Annotated in this window: 17 protein-coding genes; 10 read left to right on the top strand and 7 right to left on the bottom strand. The window is 65.9% G+C overall.

The features are described 5' to 3' along the window. Nucleotides 1-76 precede the first annotated feature (76 nt). From AC5RT4_RS13215 to AC5RT4_RS13195, 5 genes are all read left to right on the top strand, one after another. Nucleotides 77-910 (top strand): IclR family transcriptional regulator, encoded by an 834-nt coding sequence (locus AC5RT4_RS13215; RefSeq protein ID WP_494106018.1) that lies wholly within the window; start codon nt 77-79, stop codon nt 908-910. A 191-nt stretch (nt 911-1,101) separates the two neighbouring features. Further along, the gene (hutU, locus tag AC5RT4_RS13210) at nt 1,102-2,799 is read left to right on the top strand and encodes a urocanate hydratase (RefSeq protein WP_494106017.1); all 1,698 of its coding nucleotides are present in this window, start codon (nt 1,102-1,104) and stop codon (nt 2,797-2,799) included. A 3-nt stretch (nt 2,800-2,802) separates the two neighbouring features. After that, complete coding sequence (gene hutH, locus AC5RT4_RS13205; protein ID WP_494106016.1) at nt 2,803-4,395, top strand: histidine ammonia-lyase; 1,593 nt, start codon at nt 2,803-2,805, stop codon at nt 4,393-4,395. A 160-nt stretch (nt 4,396-4,555) separates the two neighbouring features. After that, nucleotides 4,556-4,792, top strand: a complete 237-nt coding sequence (locus tag AC5RT4_RS13200; protein WP_494040572.1) for a hypothetical protein — start codon at nt 4,556-4,558, stop codon at nt 4,790-4,792. A 301-nt stretch (nt 4,793-5,093) separates the two neighbouring features. Further along, complete coding sequence (locus tag AC5RT4_RS13195; protein WP_494040573.1) at nt 5,094-5,957, top strand: fumarylacetoacetate hydrolase family protein; 864 nt, start codon at nt 5,094-5,096, stop codon at nt 5,955-5,957. Between the two features lie 11 nt (nt 5,958-5,968). On the opposite strand, the gene AC5RT4_RS13190 is transcribed toward AC5RT4_RS13195, so the two are convergent. The 4 genes from AC5RT4_RS13190 to AC5RT4_RS13175 all read right to left on the bottom strand — a co-directional run bounded on the left by AC5RT4_RS13190 (nt 5,969) and on the right by AC5RT4_RS13175 (nt 9,499). Continuing rightward, nucleotides 5,969-6,361 carry a universal stress protein gene (locus AC5RT4_RS13190; protein WP_494040574.1) on the bottom strand — a complete coding sequence of 131 codons (393 nt, stop codon included), beginning with the start codon at nt 6,359-6,361 and terminating at the stop codon, nt 5,969-5,971. Between the two features lie 74 nt (nt 6,362-6,435). Then, nucleotides 6,436-7,989, bottom strand: coding sequence for a tripartite tricarboxylate transporter permease (locus AC5RT4_RS13185; RefSeq protein ID WP_494106015.1), 1,554 nt, complete (start codon nt 7,987-7,989; stop codon nt 6,436-6,438). Continuing rightward, nucleotides 7,989-8,492, bottom strand: a complete 504-nt coding sequence (locus AC5RT4_RS13180; protein WP_494106014.1) for a tripartite tricarboxylate transporter TctB family protein — start codon at nt 8,490-8,492, stop codon at nt 7,989-7,991. The genes AC5RT4_RS13185 and AC5RT4_RS13180 overlap by 1 nt, the downstream gene beginning before the upstream one ends. After that, on the bottom strand, nt 8,489-9,499 hold the full coding sequence (locus AC5RT4_RS13175; RefSeq protein ID WP_494040577.1) for a Bug family tripartite tricarboxylate transporter substrate binding protein: 1,011 nt from the start codon (nt 9,497-9,499) through the stop codon (nt 8,489-8,491). Before AC5RT4_RS13175 ends, AC5RT4_RS13180 begins: the two co-directional genes overlap by 4 nt. 332 nt (nt 9,500-9,831) lie before the next feature. Here AC5RT4_RS13175 and AC5RT4_RS13170 point away from each other — a divergent pair, with 332 nt between their 5' ends. Next, entirely contained in the window at nt 9,832-11,427 is a 1,596-nt protein-coding gene (locus AC5RT4_RS13170) for a sensor histidine kinase (RefSeq protein ID WP_494106075.1), read from the top strand. Continuing rightward, nucleotides 11,424-12,104 (top strand): response regulator, encoded by a 681-nt coding sequence (locus tag AC5RT4_RS13165; RefSeq protein ID WP_494040578.1) that lies wholly within the window; start codon nt 11,424-11,426, stop codon nt 12,102-12,104. Before AC5RT4_RS13170 ends, AC5RT4_RS13165 begins: the two co-directional genes overlap by 4 nt. A 36-nt stretch (nt 12,105-12,140) precedes the next feature. Here the strand turns inward: AC5RT4_RS13165 and hutG are convergent, their stop codons facing one another. Beyond that, nucleotides 12,141-13,091, bottom strand: a complete 951-nt coding sequence (hutG, locus tag AC5RT4_RS13160) for a formimidoylglutamase (RefSeq protein WP_494040579.1) — start codon at nt 13,089-13,091, stop codon at nt 12,141-12,143. Between the two features lie 178 nt (nt 13,092-13,269). Between hutG and AC5RT4_RS13155 the strand changes: the two genes are divergently transcribed. Continuing rightward, nucleotides 13,270-14,574 carry a cation:proton antiporter gene (locus AC5RT4_RS13155; protein ID WP_494040580.1) on the top strand — a complete coding sequence of 435 codons (1,305 nt, stop codon included), beginning with the start codon at nt 13,270-13,272 and terminating at the stop codon, nt 14,572-14,574. Between the two features lie 17 nt (nt 14,575-14,591). Here AC5RT4_RS13155 and AC5RT4_RS13150 read toward each other — a convergent pair whose 3' ends face one another. Further along, the gene (locus tag AC5RT4_RS13150; RefSeq protein WP_494040581.1) at nt 14,592-16,034 is read right to left on the bottom strand and encodes an NCS2 family permease; all 1,443 of its coding nucleotides are present in this window, start codon (nt 16,032-16,034) and stop codon (nt 14,592-14,594) included. Between the two features lie 113 nt (nt 16,035-16,147). On the opposite strand from AC5RT4_RS13150, the gene AC5RT4_RS13145 reads away from it, so the two are divergent. After that, entirely contained in the window at nt 16,148-16,753 is a 606-nt protein-coding gene (locus tag AC5RT4_RS13145) for a copper resistance CopC family protein (protein ID WP_494040582.1), read from the top strand. Between the two features lie 6 nt (nt 16,754-16,759). On the opposite strand, the gene AC5RT4_RS13140 is transcribed toward AC5RT4_RS13145, so the two are convergent. Further along, nucleotides 16,760-17,386, bottom strand: a complete 627-nt coding sequence (locus AC5RT4_RS13140) for an NAD(P)-binding protein (protein ID WP_494106074.1) — start codon at nt 17,384-17,386, stop codon at nt 16,760-16,762. A gap of 422 nt (nt 17,387-17,808) precedes the next feature. On the opposite strand from AC5RT4_RS13140, the gene AC5RT4_RS13135 reads away from it, so the two are divergent. After that, entirely contained in the window at nt 17,809-18,846 is a 1,038-nt protein-coding gene (locus tag AC5RT4_RS13135; protein ID WP_494040583.1) for a universal stress protein, read from the top strand. Nucleotides 18,847-18,954 lie beyond the last annotated feature (108 nt).

Raw genomic sequence — 18,954 nt, 5'->3', positions numbered from 1 at the left:
CCACCGGTAAGGGTGCAAGCTTAAGTACGGTATCCCGGACTGGTCGGGCTTAAGAGTACGGAAAGAAGGAGGGCCGGTGTTAGCAACTGAGGCACAGGCGGGGGTCGGAAGCACACTAAGAAGCACCCCGAAGGTGGCGTCGAAGGTGCCCGCTGCCGAAAATACCCTGCGCATCCTCAAACTGCTGGCTTCCAGGCGGGGTCCGATGGCGGCGTCGCAAATTGCCTCCACGCTGGGCCTGCCCCGGTCCAGTGTCTACCACCTGCTGGGCGTGATGGAGGCCAACGGATTCGTTTTGCACCTCCACGAGGAGCAGCGGTACGGACTTGGCATCAGCGCCTTCGAGCTCAGTTCGGCGTACTCCCGGCAGGAGCCGCTCTCCCGGCTCGGCCGGCCGCTCCTTGCATCGCTCGTGGATGCGCTCGGGGAGAGCGCGCACCTCGCTGTGCTGCACGGGCGGGACGTGCTGTACATCGTGGAGGAGCGGGCCAAAAACCGCCCATCCCTGGTGACCGACGTCGGCGTCCGGCTCCCCAGCCACCTCACCGCGAGCGGGCGGGCAATCCTCGCGGCCCTGCCCAAGTCGCAGGTGCGCGCGCTCTACCCTAACGCCGCCGCCTTCACCGCCCGGCATGAGGTGGAAGGCGCCATCATGAAGTACTCTGCGCTGTCCTCCCACCTCGACCAGGTAAGGCAGCGCGGCTACGCCACAGAGCACGGCGAGGTCACCCCGGGCTTCGGCTCCATCGCCGCCGCCGTAACAGACCACACGGGATGGCCGACGGCGGCCGTCGCCGTTACGTTCCTCGAGGACAAGGTGCCCGCCCAGGATTGGCCGGTACTGGCCAGCCGCGTCCAGAAGGCAGCCGACGAGTTGTCCGTCCGGCTGCACGGACGCCCCGGAAACTAGCCACCCCCTTTGCCCTGACACTCAACTCTCCCAAAAGGGTTTCCAGGAACCCGGACTGCCGGCGGAACGAGTCGCCGCGAGCGTCTGAAATACCGGACAGCGCCCTCCTTAAACCTCTGCAAAGCCCATCCGCAAAGGGTTTTGATTGATACAGAACAAGCCCACACCTTGGAAAATGAAAAGGAGCCATTATGGCACCCGCCGATTTCACCACCGGTGCCCGCCCGGTCAAAGCAGCCCGCGGCACCGAGCTCACCGCGAAGTCCTGGCAGACGGAAGCCCCGCTGCGCATGCTCATGAACAACCTGGACCCGGAGGTCGCCGAGCGCTCGGATGACCTGGTGGTCTACGGCGGCACGGGCCGGGCCGTCCGCTCCTGGGCAGCATTTGACGCCATCACCCGCACCCTCGAAGCCATGGAAAAGGACGAAACCCTCCTGGTCCAGTCCGGAAAGCCGGTGGGTGTATTCCGCACCAACGAGTGGGCGCCGAGGGTCCTGCTGGCAAACTCCAACCTCGTAGGTGATTGGGCCACCTGGCCGGAATTCCGCCGGCTCGAAGCCGAAGGCCTGATGATGTACGGCCAGATGACGGCAGGGTCCTGGATTTACATCGGCACGCAGGGCATCCTGCAGGGCACCTTCGAAACCTTCGCTGCCATCGCCCGGAAGCTCACCGGCGACGACAACGGAACCCTCGCCGGCACCCTCACCCTCACCGGCGGCTGCGGTGGCATGGGCGGCGCCCAGCCGCTCGCAGTCACCCTGAACGACGGCGCATGCCTGATTGTCGACGTCGACGAAACCCGCCTGCGCCGCCGGGCCGGCAAGCGCTACCTCGACGAAGTTGAAACCGACCTCGACGCCGCCATCGCGAAGGTGCTCAAAGCCAAGGAAGAGCGCCGCGGCTGGTCCGTAGGCTACGTGGGCAACGCCGCCGAAGTGTTCGCGGAAATCCTGCGCCGCCACAAAGCCGGGGAGCTCACAGTGGACATCGTTACGGACCAGACTTCCGCCCATGATCCTCTTTCCTACCTGCCCGAGGGCATCACCGTGGACGAGTGGCACCGCGAGGCCGAAGTCGATCCTGAAGGTTTCACCAAGAGGGCCCAGGCCTCAATGGCCAAGCACGTCCAAGCCATGGTGGAATTCCAGGACGCCGGCGCCGAGGTCTTCGACTACGGCAACTCCATCCGCGACGAGGCCCGCAAGGGCGGTTACACCCGGGCCTTCGAATTCCCCGGCTTCGTCCCGGCCTACATCCGTCCCCTGTTCTGCGAGGGCCTGGGCCCGTTCCGCTGGGTGGCCCTCTCCGGTGACCCTGAGGACATCCGCGTCACCGACGAAGCCATCAAAGAACTCTTCCCGGAGAACAAGCACCTGCACCGCTGGATCGACGCCGCCCAGGAGCGGGTGGAGTTCGAGGGCCTGCCCGCGCGCATTTGCTGGCTCGGCTACGGCGAGCGCCACAAAGCCGGCCTGCTGTTCAACCAGCTCGTCAGGGACGGCAAGGTCAAGGCGCCCATCGTGATCGGCCGCGACCACCTCGACTCAGGCTCAGTAGCCTCCCCGTACCGCGAAACAGAAGCCATGGCGGATGGCTCGGATGCTATAGCGGACTGGCCACTGCTGAACGCCCTGCTCAACACCGCCTCCGGCGCCACCTGGGTATCGCTGCACCACGGCGGCGGCGTGGGTATCGGCCGGTCCATTCACGCCGGCCAGGTCGCCGTCGCGGACGGCACCGACCTCGCCGCCCAAAAGCTCGAGCGCCTCCTCACCAACGACCCCGGCATGGGCGTCATCCGCCACGCCGACGCCGGCTACGAGCGGGCCCTCGACGTCGCCAAGGAACGCGGCGTCAGCATCCCTATGAATGAGAGCAAGTAAGACATGACCACCATTACCCACGAACCGCTGACTGTCACCCTCGGCTCCAGCGGCGCCACCCCGGAGGACGTCGTCGCCGTCGCGCGCCACAACGCCAAGGTGGACATCTCCCCGGAAGCCCTTGAAACGGTAGCCAAGGTGCGTGCCCACATCGATGCCCTGGCCGCCAGCGACGTCCCGGCGTACGGGATTTCCACCGGCTTCGGCGCCCTGGCCAACCGCCACATTCCCAATGAACTGCGCACGCAGCTTCAGAAGAGCCTGATCCGCAGCCACGCCGCCGGCATGGGCCCCGCCGTGGAACGGGAAGTGGTGCGCGGCATCATGTTCCTTCGCGCCAAGACCCTCGCATCGGGCCGCACGGGAGTCCGGCCCGTGGTCCTGCAGACCATGGTGGACGTGCTCAACGCCGGTATCACGCCGCTGGTCCGCGAGTTCGGTTCGCTGGGCTGCTCGGGCGACCTCGCGCCGCTGTCCCACTGCGCCCTGGTCCTGATGGGCGAGGGTGAAGCGGAAGGGCCCGACGGCGAGCTGTACGGCACGGCCGGCCGCCCCGCCGTCGCGGAACTCCTGGCCCGGCACGGCATCGAGCCGGTCACCCTCGCCGAAAAGGAAGGCCTCGCCCTGGTCAATGGCACCGAGGGCATGCTCGGCATGCTCCTGATGGCCATCGCGGACCTTCGCCAGCTGCTGACGACGGCGGACATCACCGCTGCGATGAGCGTCGAGGCCCTGCTGGGCACCGACCAGGTTTTCCTGCCCGAGCTCCATGCTGCGCTGCGGCCACACCCGGGGCAAGCGGCAAGCGCCGACAACATGCTGCGGGTGCTGTCGGATTCGCCGATCGTGGCGTCCCACAAGGTGGGGGACTCGCGCGTGCAGGACGCGTACTCGCTCCGCTGCGCCCCCCAGGTGGCCGGTGCCGTCCGGGACACACTGGACCACGCGGAGCTGGTGGCTTCCCGCGAGCTCGCCTCAGCGATCGACAACCCCGTGGTCCTGCCTGACGGCCGGGTCAGCTCGAACGGCAACTTCCACGGCGCCCCCGTTGCGTATGTCCTGGACTTCCTGGCCATCGCGGTCGCGGACCTGAGTTCCATCGCCGAGCGGCGTACGGACAGAATGCTTGACCCGGCCCGTTCCCACGGCCTGCCCGCTTTCCTCGCAGCTGACCCGGGTGTTGACTCCGGGCTGATGATCGCCCAGTACACCCAGGCCGGGCTGGTGTCGGACAATAAGCGGCTGGCTGTTCCCGCCTCCGTGGACTCGATCCCGAGTTCGGCGATGCAGGAAGACCACGTCTCCATGGGCTGGCACGCGGCGCGGAAGCTGCGGAAAGCAGTGGAGAACCTGCGGCGGGTGCTGGCCATCGAACTGGTGACGTCGGCCCGCGCCCTGGACATCCGCACGCAGCTCTCCGGTGGGGTCCTGACTCCGGGACCGGCGGGTGCCGCCGTCGTGGCTGCGCTCCGCGACGTGGTGGCGGGGCCGGGAACGGACCGTTTCCTGTCCCCGGAGCTGGAAGCGGCCGACCAGCTGGTTAAGGAAGGTAAGGTGCGCCAAGCGGCCGAATCCGCCGTCGGCGCCCTTGCCTGAGCGAAGAATCTTCAGGAAAAGCGCATAAACCGTCCGCCTGGTGAAATTCTCAAGCACATGGTCATCAGGCGGACGGGGAGTGTAGTAGAACTGAAGGTGTAGTGAAAGTCACATCGAAGAGGCTGTGGCGCAGAACATATACAAAGGGGTAGAAGTTCAAATGAAAGCACGTGGGGCAGTCTTATCGAGGCGAAGTGCCCATTCCGCCGCGGTTTCGGACTGGAGGACTCTTCAGGCCGGGGAACGCGTCGAGATCATCAAGCAGGCGCATGTGGTGGCCACCGGGGAGGTGGAGGAAGTGTCCCAGAGCGGAAACGTCCTGTGGCTCGTGCCGGCTGGTCCTACCGAGAAAGAGCTCTTTTTGAAGTCTGACGGCGTGCAGGTGCGCCGCGGCTGACACCGCTTAGCAAACGCAAAGCAAAAGTCCCCGCCACTGCTTGATGCAGGGGCGGGGACTTCTGTTTGTGCGCGGAGAGGCATCCGTCGCAAGCGGTCAGGCGGCGATGGCCTCGTAGGTCTCGCCGGACGGCACTGACTCATCCAGGGCTACCGTGTAGCGTCCGGGCCAAAGCCGGGTCAAGGGAACCTGAACCAAGCGGCAGCACAGTCACAAACGGTCTGGTGGCGAAAACCTTGCCCACTCCGCCACGATGGTGGCAATCTATCAAAAATTTGGGCTTGCAAGAAGGAGATCCGTTATGAAGATCATGCGCCTGGGGGACAACGGCAAGGAACAGCCCGCCGTCCTGGGGCCGGCCGAAAACGGCGGCGAACAGTACTTCAGCCTGCTGCCCCTCACACGGGATGTGGACGGTGCCTTCCTGGCAGCGGGAGGGCTGGACAAAGTCCGGGAGGCACTCGAAGCAGGTACGCTGCCTGTCCTGGCGGAAGCAGCCTCCCTCCGCGTCGGTTCTCCGCTGGCCCGGCCGGGAGCAGTGGTGGGCATCGGCATGAATTACGCCGCCCACGCGGCGGAATCAGGTTCCGCTCCTCCCGAGATCCCCGTCGTGTTCCTCAAGCCGACAAACACCGTGGCAGGACCCTACGACCCGGCCCCGGTTCCGCCGTACTCCAGCAAGTATGACTGGGAGGTGGAATTGGGCATCGTGATCGGCAGGGAAGCCAGCTACCTCGGATCAGTTGAGGAGGCCGAGGAGTGCATCGCCGGCTACGTCACCGCGAATGACTTCTCGGAGCGGGACTACCAGATCCCGGGGGCGGCCGGCCAGTGGACCAAGGGCAAGTCCCTGCCGGGCTCGACCCCTTTGGGCCCGTGGCTTGTTCCTGCGGCGGACGTGGACGCCGTAAACCTGCCGCTCCGCAGCTGGGTCAATGGCGAGCCGCGCCAGGACTCAAAGACGTCCGGGCTTATCTTTGACGCGCCCACCCTGATCCACCACTGCAGCCAGTACATGCGGCTGGAGCCCGGTGATGTGATTCTCACCGGGACTCCAGAGGGTGTAGCGCTCAGCGGCCGCTTTCCGTACCTCCAACCAGGTGACGTGGTGGAAGTCGAAGTCGAAGGGCTGGGCCACCAGCGCCAGGAACTTTTCCGCGCCTGACGGCAATCCAGTTAGCCGGCCTTTACCGCCAGGACCGGGCAATCTGCCTCAAGCAGGATCCGCTGCGACACACTGCCCATGATGAGCTTTCCCACCGGCGTGCGGCGGCGCAGCCCGATCACGATCAGTTCGGCGTTGTGCTCTTCCGCGGCGTCCAGAACCTCCGCGGCGGCATCATGGCCACGGACCGGCTGCTTGATGACGTGCTGGATGCCCTGGGTGGCCAGCCGGTCCTCGATGCTTTGGATTTCCGGTTCCTGGGCGTAGCGGTTGTCCACCAGCGCGTCGCCCTTGGACGAGTTGATGACCAGGAGGGTGGTGTTGCTCTTCCTGGCCTCGGTGATGGCCTGGCTGAGGGCTGCTTCGCCCTCGGGGGTTGGGACGTATCCCACCACGATCGTCATGGTGTCTCCTTGTGGTCAGTGGGTCGGTGGTCGGTGCGTTATGGTCTTCTCCCACGGGGGCGGGGAGGATCGGGCTAGAACATCCCTGCGTCTGTCGGGTCGTTTCCGCGGGTGGCGTTTGCGGGGAGCAGGGGTTTGCGTTCCGGGCGGTTGCGGCGCACCAGCTTGAAGAGCAGCGGCCACAGCAGGATGAGCCCCACGATGACGTAAATCACGACGGCGATCGGCTCGGTGAAGAGTCCGGCCGGATCGCCGGCGCTGAGCTGCAGGGTCTTGCGGAGCTGGCCTTCGATGCGCGGACCCAGGATCACGCCAAGGATGAGCGGCAGCACAGGCAGCCCGAAGCGGCGCATCATGAAACCCAGCGCGCCCAGGACCAGCAGGATCACCAGATCGAACGCCTGCAGGTTCACCGAGTAGGCGCCCAGCGTGGCGAAAAAGAGGATGCCCGCGTACAGGTACGGCCGGGGCAGCTGCAGGAGCTTCGCCCACAGCGGAGCCAGCGGCAGGTTGATCAGCAGGAGCAGCAGGTTGCCGATGAACAAACTGGCGATCAGCGCCCACACCAGGGGTCCCTGGCTGGAAAACAGCTGGGGGCCCGGCTGGATGCCGTAGGAGGTGAAGGCAGCCAGCATGACGGCGGCCGTGGCGTTGGTGGGCAGGCCGAGTGCCAGCATGGGGGTCAGGGTGCCGGCGGCGGCAGCATTATTGGCAGCTTCCGGACCTGCCACACCTTCAATGGCGCCCTTGCCGAACTCCTCCGGGTGCTTGCTGAGGCGCTTCTCGGTGACATAGGAAAGGAACGTCGGGATTTCAGCGCCGCCGGCAGGCAGGGCGCCGAACGGGAAGCCGAAAGCCGTGCCGCGCAACCATGGCTTCCAGGAGCGGCTCCAGTCCTTCTTGCCCATCCACGGCCGGCCAACGGGAATAACGTGCAGCGGGGTACGGCGAAGGTGTGCGGCCACCCAGAGGGCTTCGCCCACTGCAAAGATGGCCACGGCCACCACCACGATGTCCAGGCCGTCCGCGAGCAGCGGCTGGCCGAAGGTCAGGCGACGCTGGCCCGTGACGGAGTCCATGCCTACCAGGCCGATACCCAGGCCGAGGCCCAGCGAGGCGAACCCGCGAAGCCGGGACGAGCCCAAAACAGCGGTGACGGCCAGCAGGGCCAGGACCATGATGGCGAAGTAGCTCGGAGCGCCAAGGCTGACGGCGAACTCCACCACGATGGGTGCGCAGACGGCGAGGAGGGCGGTGCCGATGGTGCCGGCAATAAACGAGCCGATGGCCGCCGTCGCAAGCGCCTGTGCAGCCCGCCCGGCCTTGGCCATCTTGTTGCCCTCGATGGCTGTCACCACAGACGACGATTCACCAGGAGTGTTCAGGAGGATGGAGGTGGTGGAGCCGCCGTACATGCCGCCGTAGTAGATGCCGGCGAACATGATGAAGGCGCTGGTGGGCTCCAGCGCGTAGGTGACCGGAAGGAGCAGGGCCACGGTCATGGCCGGGCCCAGGCCCGGAAGGACGCCGACGGCGGTGCCCAGAAGTACGCCGATCACGGCGTACAGGAAGTTCATGGGGGTGAGGGCGGTGGCGAAACCGTCCATCAGTGAGGACCAGACGTCCATTACAGGATTCCTTCCAGGAGTCCGGCAGGCAGGGCGATGCCGAGGCCGAGGTAGAAGCCGTAGAAGGTCAGCAGGGAAAGGGCGACGGAGATGAGCCCGTCCCGAACATAGCGGCGGCTGCCCAGTGCCAGGACGCTGCCCCAGAACAGGACCGTGCCGGAGATCACCCAGCCGGCCCAGTCAATCAGCAGGATGTTAAGGATGAACGCGCCTGCCAGGGGCAGGATGGTTTTCCAGTCAGCGGGATGCGTGAGGTCGATGTCCTCGCCGCCTTCCGCCTCGCCCTGGCCGCCCCGGATCACGTTGATGGCCAGAAGGACCGCGCAAACCACCAGCAGTCCGGCCACGATGTACGGAACCGTCTTGGGGCCCACCGGGTCCGATTGGGAGTACGGGGTAACCAGGCCGTTGGCGTCCATGAAGACCATGACGCCGGCCGCGCCGAGCAGGAGTGCAACCCCCAGCTCGGCGCGGCCCTTAAGGCCTGTGGTCAGGGAGCTCACGCCAACCCAAGCTTGGTGAGGACGTCCGCCACCCGCTTGTCCTGCTCGGTGAGGAACGTCTCGAACTCGTTGCCGGTGATGAAGGCGTCAGACCAGCTGTGGGTCTTCAGCGCTTCCTTCCAGCCTTCGCTTTCGTGCATCTTCTCAAGGGCGGCGATCATGGATGCCTTGTCCTCGTCGCTGATGCCCGGAGGGGCCACAATCCCGCGCCAGTTGGTGAACACCAGGTCGATATTGGATTCCTTCAGTGTGGGGGCGTCCACACCTTCAAGCCGCTTCTCACCGCTGGTGGCCAGGACCCGGACCTCGCCGGACTGGATCTGCTGCAGGAACTCGCCCGCACCGGAGGCTGCGAAGCCGATCTTGTTGCCGAGGATCGCAGGGAGGAGGTCGCCGCCGCCGTCGTACGAAACGAAGTTGACCTTGGTCGCGTCGATGCCGACTGCGCCCGCAAGCTGCATGGGCAGGAGGTGGTCGGGGCCGCCGGGGGATGAGCCGCCGCCCACGGAGATGGAAGCGGGGTCAGCCTTCCAGGCCTTCACCAGGTCATCGATGGTCTTGTAGGGGGAATCCTTCCCGACCATGATGGCGCCCGGCTCTTCGATCAGGCGGGCCAGCGGGGTGGTTTCGGTCAGCTTCGACTCGGACTTGTTGGTGTAGCTCGCACCCACGACGCCCAGGCCCATGAGCATGGCGAGGTCGCCGTTGCCCTTTTCGTTGACCACGCGGGCCAGGCCTACGGTGCCGCCGGCGCCGGCCAGGTTGAAGACCTCGGTGTTGCTGGTGATCTTCTCGTCCTCGAGGACCTTCGCGGCCGCACGGGCAGTGGTGTCGTAGCCGCCGCCCGGGGTGTTGGGGACCATGATCTGCAGTCCGGTGATGGGCCCGGCGGCAGCGCCGGAGGTTTCCGGACCGGTGGAGCTCTTGCCGGTGGCACCGCAGCCGGTGGCCATCAGGGCGATGCCGGCGGCGACGGCGGCGACTCGCAATGCGCGGATCTGGCGCATGGTGTTCCTCTTCTCAGTAATGCAATTCGGTACAGGATGATCAGGGAAAGCTGATCTTGTCCTTTGATGCTAGGTTCGGCCGTGATGCCGGTCACTCTTATGTACGCAGAGAAAGTTAAGTTCATTGCGTTCACGTTTCCGGGGTCCCACACTGCCTGTGAAAGCAAAGGCCCCGGGACCGGCTCGGCTGCGGTCTTGGCTGGTTCACTCATGCCCTGCGGTATAGTTCCGATACGCCGGGAGGGGACGGGTGGCGAGCTCCTGCGCACCATCGCCAGCGGGCACGCAGAACAACCGACAAAGGAACCCCAGCAGTGACTCGTCGAAGAGGAATGTCCCTTGCCGGGCAGTACCTTGTGCTGCAGTTGCTGATCGTCCTGGCCGTTTTGGTGGCCGTGGTGGCCATTTCCCTTGCCCAGTCTGCTGCCGCGTTCGAGCGCACAGAGGGACGCCGGGCCCTGTCTGCCGCAGAGGCCTTGGGAAACAACCCGGCCGTACGGGCTTTGCTGCCGGATGCAGAACCCAGGATTGGTGCTGCCCTTCCTGCAGTGGCCGAATCCGTCCGGACTGTTTCGGGATCGTCCCACGTGACGCTCGCAAAGACAGACCTCACCGTGGTTGCCGCCTCCGATCCGGGCCTGCTGGGAAAGCCCCTGGAACTGGGCGCCAGCAGGGTGATGGAAGGACGGGCCTGGACCGGCGTCGTGGGTGAAAGCGGCAATGCCGTCCTGTCCGCCCACGTGCCCGTACTCGATGACGCCGGAAAAATGATCGGCATCGCCTCTGTCAGCCGCGACTACCCCTCAACTTTGGAGCGGCTGGGGGATGCCGTTCCCAACCTCCTGACCTATCTGGGCGTCGCAAGCGTCCTGGGCGTGGCGGGATCCCTGCTGCTGTCCCGGCGCGTCAAACGGCAGACCCTCGGCATGGAGCCCAGCGAAATAACCGGGCTGGTGGAAAACCGTGAAGCCATGCTGCACGGGCTGAAGGAAGGCGTGGTGGCCCTTGATCCCCACGAACGCATCACGGTGGCCAATGACAGCGCCCGGACACTGCTGGGACTGCCGCCGGATTGCGTCGGGAGGAAGCTGGCCTCCCTCCCCCTGGACCCCGCACTGAAGGCGGTGCTGACCCGCGAGCAGCAGGACCCGGACCAGCTGGTGCTGGTGGGGGAGCGCCTGGTGGTGGCGAACCGCGTCCCCATCCGCTCGCGGGGCCGCGACATCGGCTCCGTCACCACACTGAGGGACCGGACCGAGCTGTCTTCCCTGGAACGCGAACTGGGCGCCACCCGGACCGCCACCGACACCCTGCGGGCGCAGGCCCATGAGTTCGCCAACCAGCTGCACGTCATCTCCGGCCTGATCCAGATCGGCGAATACGACTCCGTGGTGCAGTTCGTCAACGGCGCCACCGTGGACCGCACCAGGCTCAACGATGAAGTGACCAGCCGTATCCACGACCCTGCGCTCGCCGCACTGCTGATCGCCAAGTCCAGCCTAGCCACGGAACGGGGAGTGGCACTGCAGCTCGATCCCGAGTCCGCCCTGGGACCGGTCAGCGACGACCTGTCGCGGGACCTCACCACGGTGGTGGGTAACCTGGTGGATAACGCGTTCGACGCCGTCACCGGCCTTCCGGCCGCCGCTGTCCGGGTGCTCGTAGAGGACGCTGCCGGCATCGTTACCGTGACTGTCCGGGACAACGGCGCGGGCGTTCCCGCCGAGGCTTTGGACGATATCTTCCGGCAAGGGTTTACCACCAAGGAAGCGGCGCCAACCGACGGCCGCGGCTTCGGCCTCGCCCTCTCACGGGTGGTCTGCCGGCGCTCCGGCGGCGACCTGACGGTAGCCAACGACAATGGGGCAGTCTTCACCGCACGGTTCACACGAAGTACAGCCCAGCTCAAAAGAGGTAAAACACAGTGATCAAGGTGCTGATCGTCGACGACGACTTTATGGTGGCCAAGGTCCACGCCGGGTTTATCCAGCGCACTCCCGGGTTCGTGGTGGTGGGAGTGGCCCATACCGGCGCCCAGGCCGTGGTGGAGACCGGGCGGCTGCGGCCCGACCTGGTGTTGCTGGACATCCACCTGCCGGACATCAACGGGCTGGACCTCATGCACCGGCTGCGGGACGTTGCCCCGGAGCTGGACGTGCTGGTGATCAGCGCGGCCCGCGAAGTGGAAACCGTGCGCAAAGCCCTGCGCGGGGGTATTGTGCACTACCTCATTAAGCCGTTTTCGCAGTCCGACCTGCAGGAACGCCTGGAGCACTACCGAAGCGCGTACCAGGGCCTGGATTCCGCCAAAGACGTGGCCGAGCAGTCGGACGTGAACCGGGTGTTCGGCCTTGACGGTGCTGGTACGCAGGCCGAGCGGCCGCTTCCGAAAGGCTTCAGCATCGAGACCCTCAAGCTCGTGGAAGCAACCCTTAACGCGGCCGAAGGCGACCTGTCCGCGGCTGAAGTGGCGGAACAGCTGGGAACGTCCCGGGTCAGTGCCCGGCGGTACCTTGAATACCTGTATGACGAAGGGGCGCTGGAAGTCCGGCTCAAGTACGGAGTGGGCCGCCCGGAACGGCGCTACGTCCTCAAGGGCCAGTAGACCGCGCTGATAAACCAGTGAACCGCGGCAAAGCGATCAGTGCAGGAGCGTGTTGATCAGGCGGGCGGCGACCTTTGCGGTTCTGCCATCGATATCAAGCCCGGGGTTCAGCTCTGCCACGTCCAGGTGCAGCAGCTTCCCGGACCGCGCCACCTGGCGGCACACCGCGCTGATGACCTGCAGCGGGACGCCGTAGGCGGCAGGTGCGCTGACGCCGGGGGCAACGGCCGCCGGCAGCACGTCAAGGTCGATGGTCAGATACAGGACGTCAATGTCCCCGATGAAGGCATCCACAAAGTTCCGGACGCGTTCCGCAGAGCAGTCCTCGTCCAGCAGGTAGCGGACGCCCAGCTTCCCGGCAGTGTCGAAAAGGGCCCGTGTGTTGTTGAGTTCGGAAATGCCGACGACGGCGTACCTGAAGTCGCGGCCGGCGGCGGCTTCCGCGCGTGCCATCTGGAGGAACGGCGTGCCGGAGCTGGCTTCGGTTTCATCACGCAGGTCGAAGTGCGCGTCCAGGTTCAGGACTCCCAGCCGCTGGCCGCCTTGGACAGCGGCCGATCCGGCCACCCCCAGGTAGCTTGCGTAGGCGGTTTCGTGGCCGCCGCCCAACACTACGGGAAGGTGCCCGGCGTCGAGGATCGCCGTCACTGCATGGCCGGTGCGCTCCTGGCCCGCCTCAAGGCCGGTGCCGGCCACCACATCGCCGGCGTCCGAAACGGGTCGGTCCAGGTGGAACGCCAGCGGTGCGAGGGCGGCGCGCAGGGCTGCAGGCGCGGCGGCCGCACCCGGCCGGCCCTTGTTCCGCCGCACGCCCTCGTCACTGCAAAACCCGAGCAGGACGGCAGGATTCGCTCCTGCCGCTGTTGCATTGCCGTCGTCGTATGGGGTGACCGCCTGCCACCAGCGGCGGTGCTCGGCGCCGTCGCCATCGAACCTCCCCTTCCAGGGCTTCGGCGGGACGTCGACGGCAGGGAGGAAGGCAGGCATGCTCCAAGCTCACCGTATGCCGCCGACGAAAACCAGCAACTCCGCCGTCGCGCCGTCCGGAATCCAAGAATCCGGTTCCGCCGAATCCGAAGGGATATGGTGGAGCAATCCCTTCCGGGGACTGACATGCCATTGCCGCGCCAGCAGGGCGCACCGATCCAGGCCGGAGAACAGCAACGTGTTTGAAGCCCCCAATATCCTGTTTGCGGCCGCGGGCCTTGCGGTGTTTACCGCCGCGGTTCTCCCCAAGCTGCTGCGCGATATGCCCTTTTCCATGCCCATGGTCTTCCTCGGCGCAGGGATGGGGGCGTTCGCCCTGATCCCCACCCTCCCCGACCCGGACCCGATAGTGCACGGCGACTTCGTGCTGCACCTCGCGGAAGTCTGCGTGATCATCTCCCTGATGGGCGCGGGGCTGGCGCTTGACCGGCCGGTGGGGCGGAAACGCTGGTCCACCACCTGGCGGCTGCTGGGAATCGCCATGCCCCTGTGCATCATCGTGCTCACCCTGCTGGGGCTGTGGTTCCTCGGCCTTGGCCTGGCCGCCGCCCTGCTGGTGGCCTCAAGCCTCGCACCCACGGACCCTGTACTGGCGTCCGAGGTGCAGGTGGGCGAGCCGGCAGACCACGACGACGGCACCAACAAGGAGGACGAGGTGCGGTTTGGCCTCACCTCCGAAGCCGGCCTGAACGACGGACTGGCCTTCCCGTTCGTCTACCTCGCCATTGCCATCAGCGTCGTCGGGTCATCCCCGTCAGCCTGGTTTCCGGAATGGTTCGGGGTGGACGTGCTGTGGCGGCTCGCCATAGGGCTCATCCTGGGATTCCTTAGCGGCAAGGTGCTGGCCCGGATCTTCTTCTCTGCACGCGCCGAAAGCCTGCGGCTCTCCAACCACTCCGAAGGCTTTGTTGCGCTCGCGGCCACGTTCCTCACCTACGGCCTGACCGAGATGATCGAGGGCTACGGGTTTATCGCTGTGTTTGTCTGCGCTGTCACCATCCGCGGCGCTGAACGTACCCACGGCTACCACCGGGTGCTGCACTCCTACGTGGAGCAGTTGGAACGGCTCCTGACGGTGGTGATCCTGGTCCTGCTGGGCGGTGCGATTGCCCGTGGGCTGCTCGAAGGCATCGGCTGGGCGGAGGTGCTTGTTGCCTTGGCATTCCTGCTGGTGGTCCGGCCGCTGGCAGGCTGGCTGGGGCTGGCGGGCGGCAAAACCGGGCCCCGTGAGCGGATTGCCCTCTCGTTCTTCGGGATCCGCGGGATCGGCTCGCTCTACTACCTCTCCTACGCACTGGGCAAGGGCAACTTCGCGGACCAGGCGGAATGGCTGTGGGCTTTTGTAGGCCTGGTGGTGGCGCTGTCCATTGTGATCCATGGCGCCACCACCTCTCCGCTGATGAACCGGCTGGACAAGCTCCGCGAGAAGAAGGCCCGTGCGGTATCCGGTGATGAAGGGTTGGCTCCCAACACTCCGGTGTAGCAGGAGCTTGTTCCCTGCTACATGCCGATGGCGGCCTCAATGGGGCCAATGGCGAAGAACAGCAGGAACGCCCCGGCCACTGCCCACATCAGCGGGTGGATTTCCCGGATCCGGCCCTGGACGGTGCGGATCAGGACGAATGCGATGAAGCCGGCCCCGAGGCCGTTGGCGATGGAGTAGGTGAACGGCATCAGCGTGAAGGTCAGGAAGGCCGGAATCGCGATGCCCCAGTCCTGCCAGTCGATCTTGCCCACCTGGGAGACCATCATGAAGCCCACCACCACCAGGGCTGGGGCCACAGCCTCGAAGGGAACCAGGTTGATCAGCGGGGTGAAGAACATGGCCACCAGGAACAGCAGACCGGTGACGATCGAGGCGACGCCGGTGCGGGCGCCCTCACCGATGCCGGCACCGGCCTCCACGTAAATCTGGTTGGAGGACACGGAAGCCCCTCCGCCGGCGATCGCGCCGAGCGCATCCACCTGCAGGACCCTGTCGACGTCAGGAATATTGCCGTGCTCGTCCACCGTGCCGGCCTCATTCGCCAGGCCCACCATGGTGCCCATGGCGTCGAAGAAGATGCTCAGCAGGATGACGAAGGCCAGCAGCGTGGCGGCCACAAAGCCCAGGTGTTCGAAGGCGCCGAACGGGTTGGCCTTGCCGATCAGGGACAGATCGGGGGCAGCCCATTCGGAGAACGTCGGAGCCACCAGGGACCAGCCCTGAGGGTTGAAGGGTTTGCCCGGCTGGACACTGGGGCCGATGTGCAGTGTCATTTCCAGGATCACGGCAATAACGGTGGACGTAATGATGCCGATCAGGATGGCACCCTTGACCTTGCGCACCACCAGGGCGATGGTCAGGACCAGGCCAAGAACAAATACCGCGGTGGGCCAGCCCAGCAGCTTGCCCTCAAAGCCAAGCCCAACCGGCACTGTGGTGCCTGCCACGTCCGGGATGCGGCGGACAAAGCCCGCATTGACCAGGCCAATCAAGGCGATGAACAGCCCGATGCCCACCACGATAGCCGTCTTAAGCCCCTCAGGTACGGCCTTGAACACCGCTGTCCGGAAGCCTGTGAGCACCAGGATCAGCATCGTGACGCCGGACAGGACCACCAGGCCCATCATGTCCGGCCAGGTGAGGCCCGGGCTGGTGGCTACGGTGACCGCCACGAATGCGTTGACGCCCAGCCCGGTGGCCAGCGCGAACGGATGCCTGGCCCAGGCTCCCATCAGGATGGTGAGGATGCCGGCAACAAAGGCCGTGACCGCGGCGACTGCCGGGAACCCGAGGGTGTTGCCGCTGGAGTCCGGAACGGAAAGGATCAGGGGGTTCAGCACCACGATGTAGCTCATGGCGAAGAAGGTGGCGAAGCCGCCGCGGATCTCGCGGGAAAGGTTGGAGCCGCGCTCGGTGATCATAAAATACCGGTCCAGGGCAGAGCCTTGCTTAAGCATTAGTCCTCCGGGGGAGTCTTTGGGGATACCTGAATCCTATGGGGGCTCCGGCAGGGTCCCCGACAATTTCGCCTAGTCTGTTAGGAAGCCAACACAGAGGGAGCAGTCCAAGCATGCGTTCCATCCGCCGCCAGTTACTGAGCTTTGTCCTCGGGTCCTTCGTTTTTGCTTCCGCTGTCCTCGGCGTGGCCGGGCCCGCCGCGGCACATGACGCCGCTGAATCCAGCACCCCCGCCGACGGCGCTTCGGTAGCGGTGCCGCCGGAACAGGTGTCGGTGGCCTTCAACAACAACCCGTTGGGCATCGGCTCATCCTTTTCCGTCAAGGATGCCTCCGGCGCGGAGTGGGCGGACGGGCCGGTGGACATTGTGGACAATGTGGCCAGCCAGAAGCTGAAGGCGGGCGGCCCGGCCGGGCAGTACACCGTCACGTGGCGGGTGGTCAGCTCCGACTCGCACCCCATCGAAGGGACGTTCACTTTCACGGCTTCGGCAGCAGCGGAAGGTGCTGCAGCGTCAGAGGGTTCGACGGCGGGAGCGGCCGTTCCGGGGATGGGAACGGCCCAGCCGGGAGTGACAGCCGCGCCGGAGACTGCCGGCCAAGGGGAGCCGTTCCAGTGGAGCATCGTTATTTTCGCCGCAGCAGCAGCAGGTTTGCTTGCCGCCCTGGCCATCCTTGCCCGCCGACGGCTTGCCGCGGGCGCCGACCACGAGAGCTGACGGGCGCTAGCAGGGCAGGATCGCCAGGCTTCCGGTGTGCGGGGGAGCGTCGGCCGCAGGGTTGACCTTTGCGGAAATGGCCAGGCCCACGGTCTTCGCCTGGCGCAGGGCCTCTTTAGGAGACGGTGTGATCAGTTCTCCCACACCCACCAGGTAGATGCCGATGGCCCGCATGGCAGAGACGAGGTTGCGGCCCACTGAGATGCCGAAGTCGTTGATCATGCGCCGCAGCTGGCTGTGGGCGCAGCGTGTGAGCACAATGTGGTCTGCCACCAGAATGCCGGTGGGCGTATGCACCTCCCACTGCGGGACAGTCGCGCCACCGCACTTGCCGTCCACCATGGTCAGTTGTACGGCGCGTGTGCTGTTGCGGACATCCACGTCGTGGCTGGCGGCGTAGTTGCGCAGGTGACGGAGGATCTCGTTCCGCTCCCGAAGGGTTGCCGAATCAGCCGCGTCGCAGCGCTGCAGCGAAGCTGTGTTGGCCGGCTGGGCGGCCCCCAGGATGTCCAGTCCGTCCACCACTATGGAATCAACCCCGCGGCGGCACAGCTCGGCAGCCACTGCCAGGCCGGACAGGCCGGTGCCAATAATCACAGTGGTGGTCTGCTCGGTCCCGGCATTCCCAGGCATGCTTGACACTACAGTTTCCTCCTTCGAAGCTTCGGCGGGTGCGGGCGTCCTCGCCCGCGCGCGTTCCGTTACCCCCAAAGTCCGGCCGCAGTGCATTGCCGGGCAGCTCTGACAGGAAGAGGCAGTAGGCGTCCCGGACCAACAATGTCCTGAAGACTACAGAAGATTTGCAGCGCTGGATAGCCCAATCCGAAAAGATTCCACTGCAGGTGAACACGCTTTCCTGAGCCCTGCAACGAGCCTGTGGATAAGTTCCGGTTGCGGGTCTGAACAGGCTTGCTAAGCAACGGCGGACAGAGAATAGTGAGAAATGGAAGCAGGTCCTCCCGGGCAGCTGCGGCTGCAAAACGGGTGCACAGGGAACGGCCCCGCTTCTGGCAGAATAGCCGCAACATCAGGCAGTATCGCAAGGAGGCGGCCCCATGGGCGCACAGGAGTTGCATCCGGACCCGGCGCGGGACAACGGCGGATCGCATGCCGCTCCCGACGGGATCGTTGTTGGCGTTGACGGGTCGGACCACGGCCAGTGCGCCTTGGTCTGGGCTGCCAGGGAAGCCCAGCGCCGCCGTCGTCCATTGCACATCGTTACCGCCTACTCGGTACCGATCTTCGCGGCGTCCGGCCTGGACGGCGGATACGCCACTGTAGATGACTCAGTGATCCGCGAGGGCGCCGAAGCTGTGGTCAGGCAGGCACTGGACAAGGTCGCCGGCTACGACATTGAGGTCAGCGCTTCGGTGGAAAACGGCGACGCGTCCGGCGTGCTCCTGGAAATGTCCCAGACAGCGGAACTTCTGGTGTTCGGTACACGCGGCCGTGGCGGCTTCGTGGGAAGACTCCTTGGTTCAGTTAGCAGCGCCCTGCCGGCACACGCGAAATGCCCTACAGTCACCGTGCCCCTGGTCTGCGCGGACCGGCTGGGCGAAACCACCGAGGACCGTCGGGTCAGGGCCGAGCAGGCCAAAGCCGGGCACCAGCGCGTGGAAAACGTGGTGGTGGTGGGTGTTGACGGCTCCGAACAGGCGCGGGTTGCTGTGCTCGAAGCCGCGGACCAGGCTCTACGGCTGGGTGCATTGCTCCGGGTGGTCTGCGCGGTTCCGCAGTACAGCGGCTCACTGGCCTGGGTTCCCGCCCCGATGGACCGCAAGGCACTGTTCGCCGATATTCAGCTGACCCTGGAGGCAGGCATGGCCTGGTTGCGGAGCCACTATCCCAACCTGTCGGCGGAATCCGAACTGCTGGACGGCTCGCCGGTGGACGTGCTGGTGGAAGCAAGCCGGCACGTGGAACTGGTGGTCGTGGGAACCCGCGGCCGCGGCGGCTTCACCGGCATGCTCCTGGGGTCTACTTCCGACGGGGTCCTCCATCACGCCAAGGGCCCCGTCATGGTGGTCCCTGACCGCGAGGACCCGCGCCTTGCGGACCGCGCCCGGTTCGGGCCCATCCTCGGCGCAGCCTGATCACAACATCTCGGAGGGAGCGTCACCGTGGCCGCCTACCCACCAGGAGAAGCAGGGGAAGCTCCGCGCCAAGCGGACCGGAACACCCCTGCTGCCTTGATCCTGCGC

It is taken from the genome of Arthrobacter sp. sptzw42 (assembly GCF_059089685.1).
Note: the sequence above shows the minus strand (reverse complement) of the source record. Positions and strands in the feature narration are given on the sequence as shown.

Coding starts and splice junctions, on each gene's coding strand:
- AC5RT4_RS13185 (WP_494106015.1), bottom strand. CDS start 7,989: ATGGACGTCTGGTCCTCACTGATGGACGGTTTCGCCACCGCCCTCACC.
- AC5RT4_RS13135 (WP_494040583.1), top strand. CDS start 17,809: ATGGGCGCACAGGAGTTGCATCCGGACCCGGCGCGGGACAACGGCGGA.
- AC5RT4_RS13170 (WP_494106075.1), top strand. CDS start 9,832: ATGTCCCTTGCCGGGCAGTACCTTGTGCTGCAGTTGCTGATCGTCCTG.
- AC5RT4_RS13175 (WP_494040577.1), bottom strand. CDS start 9,499: ATGCGCCAGATCCGCGCATTGCGAGTCGCCGCCGTCGCCGCCGGCATC.
- hutH (WP_494106016.1), top strand. CDS start 2,803: ATGACCACCATTACCCACGAACCGCTGACTGTCACCCTCGGCTCCAGC.
- hutU (WP_494106017.1), top strand. CDS start 1,102: ATGGCACCCGCCGATTTCACCACCGGTGCCCGCCCGGTCAAAGCAGCC.
- AC5RT4_RS13190 (WP_494040574.1), bottom strand. CDS start 6,361: ATGACGATCGTGGTGGGATACGTCCCAACCCCCGAGGGCGAAGCAGCC.
- hutG (WP_494040579.1), bottom strand. CDS start 13,091: ATGCCTGCCTTCCTCCCTGCCGTCGACGTCCCGCCGAAGCCCTGGAAG.
- AC5RT4_RS13140 (WP_494106074.1), bottom strand. CDS start 17,386: ATGCCTGGGAATGCCGGGACCGAGCAGACCACCACTGTGATTATTGGC.
- AC5RT4_RS13150 (WP_494040581.1), bottom strand. CDS start 16,034: ATGCTTAAGCAAGGCTCTGCCCTGGACCGGTATTTTATGATCACCGAG.
- AC5RT4_RS13145 (WP_494040582.1), top strand. CDS start 16,148: ATGCGTTCCATCCGCCGCCAGTTACTGAGCTTTGTCCTCGGGTCCTTC.
- AC5RT4_RS13200 (WP_494040572.1), top strand. CDS start 4,556: ATGAAAGCACGTGGGGCAGTCTTATCGAGGCGAAGTGCCCATTCCGCC.
- AC5RT4_RS13195 (WP_494040573.1), top strand. CDS start 5,094: ATGAAGATCATGCGCCTGGGGGACAACGGCAAGGAACAGCCCGCCGTC.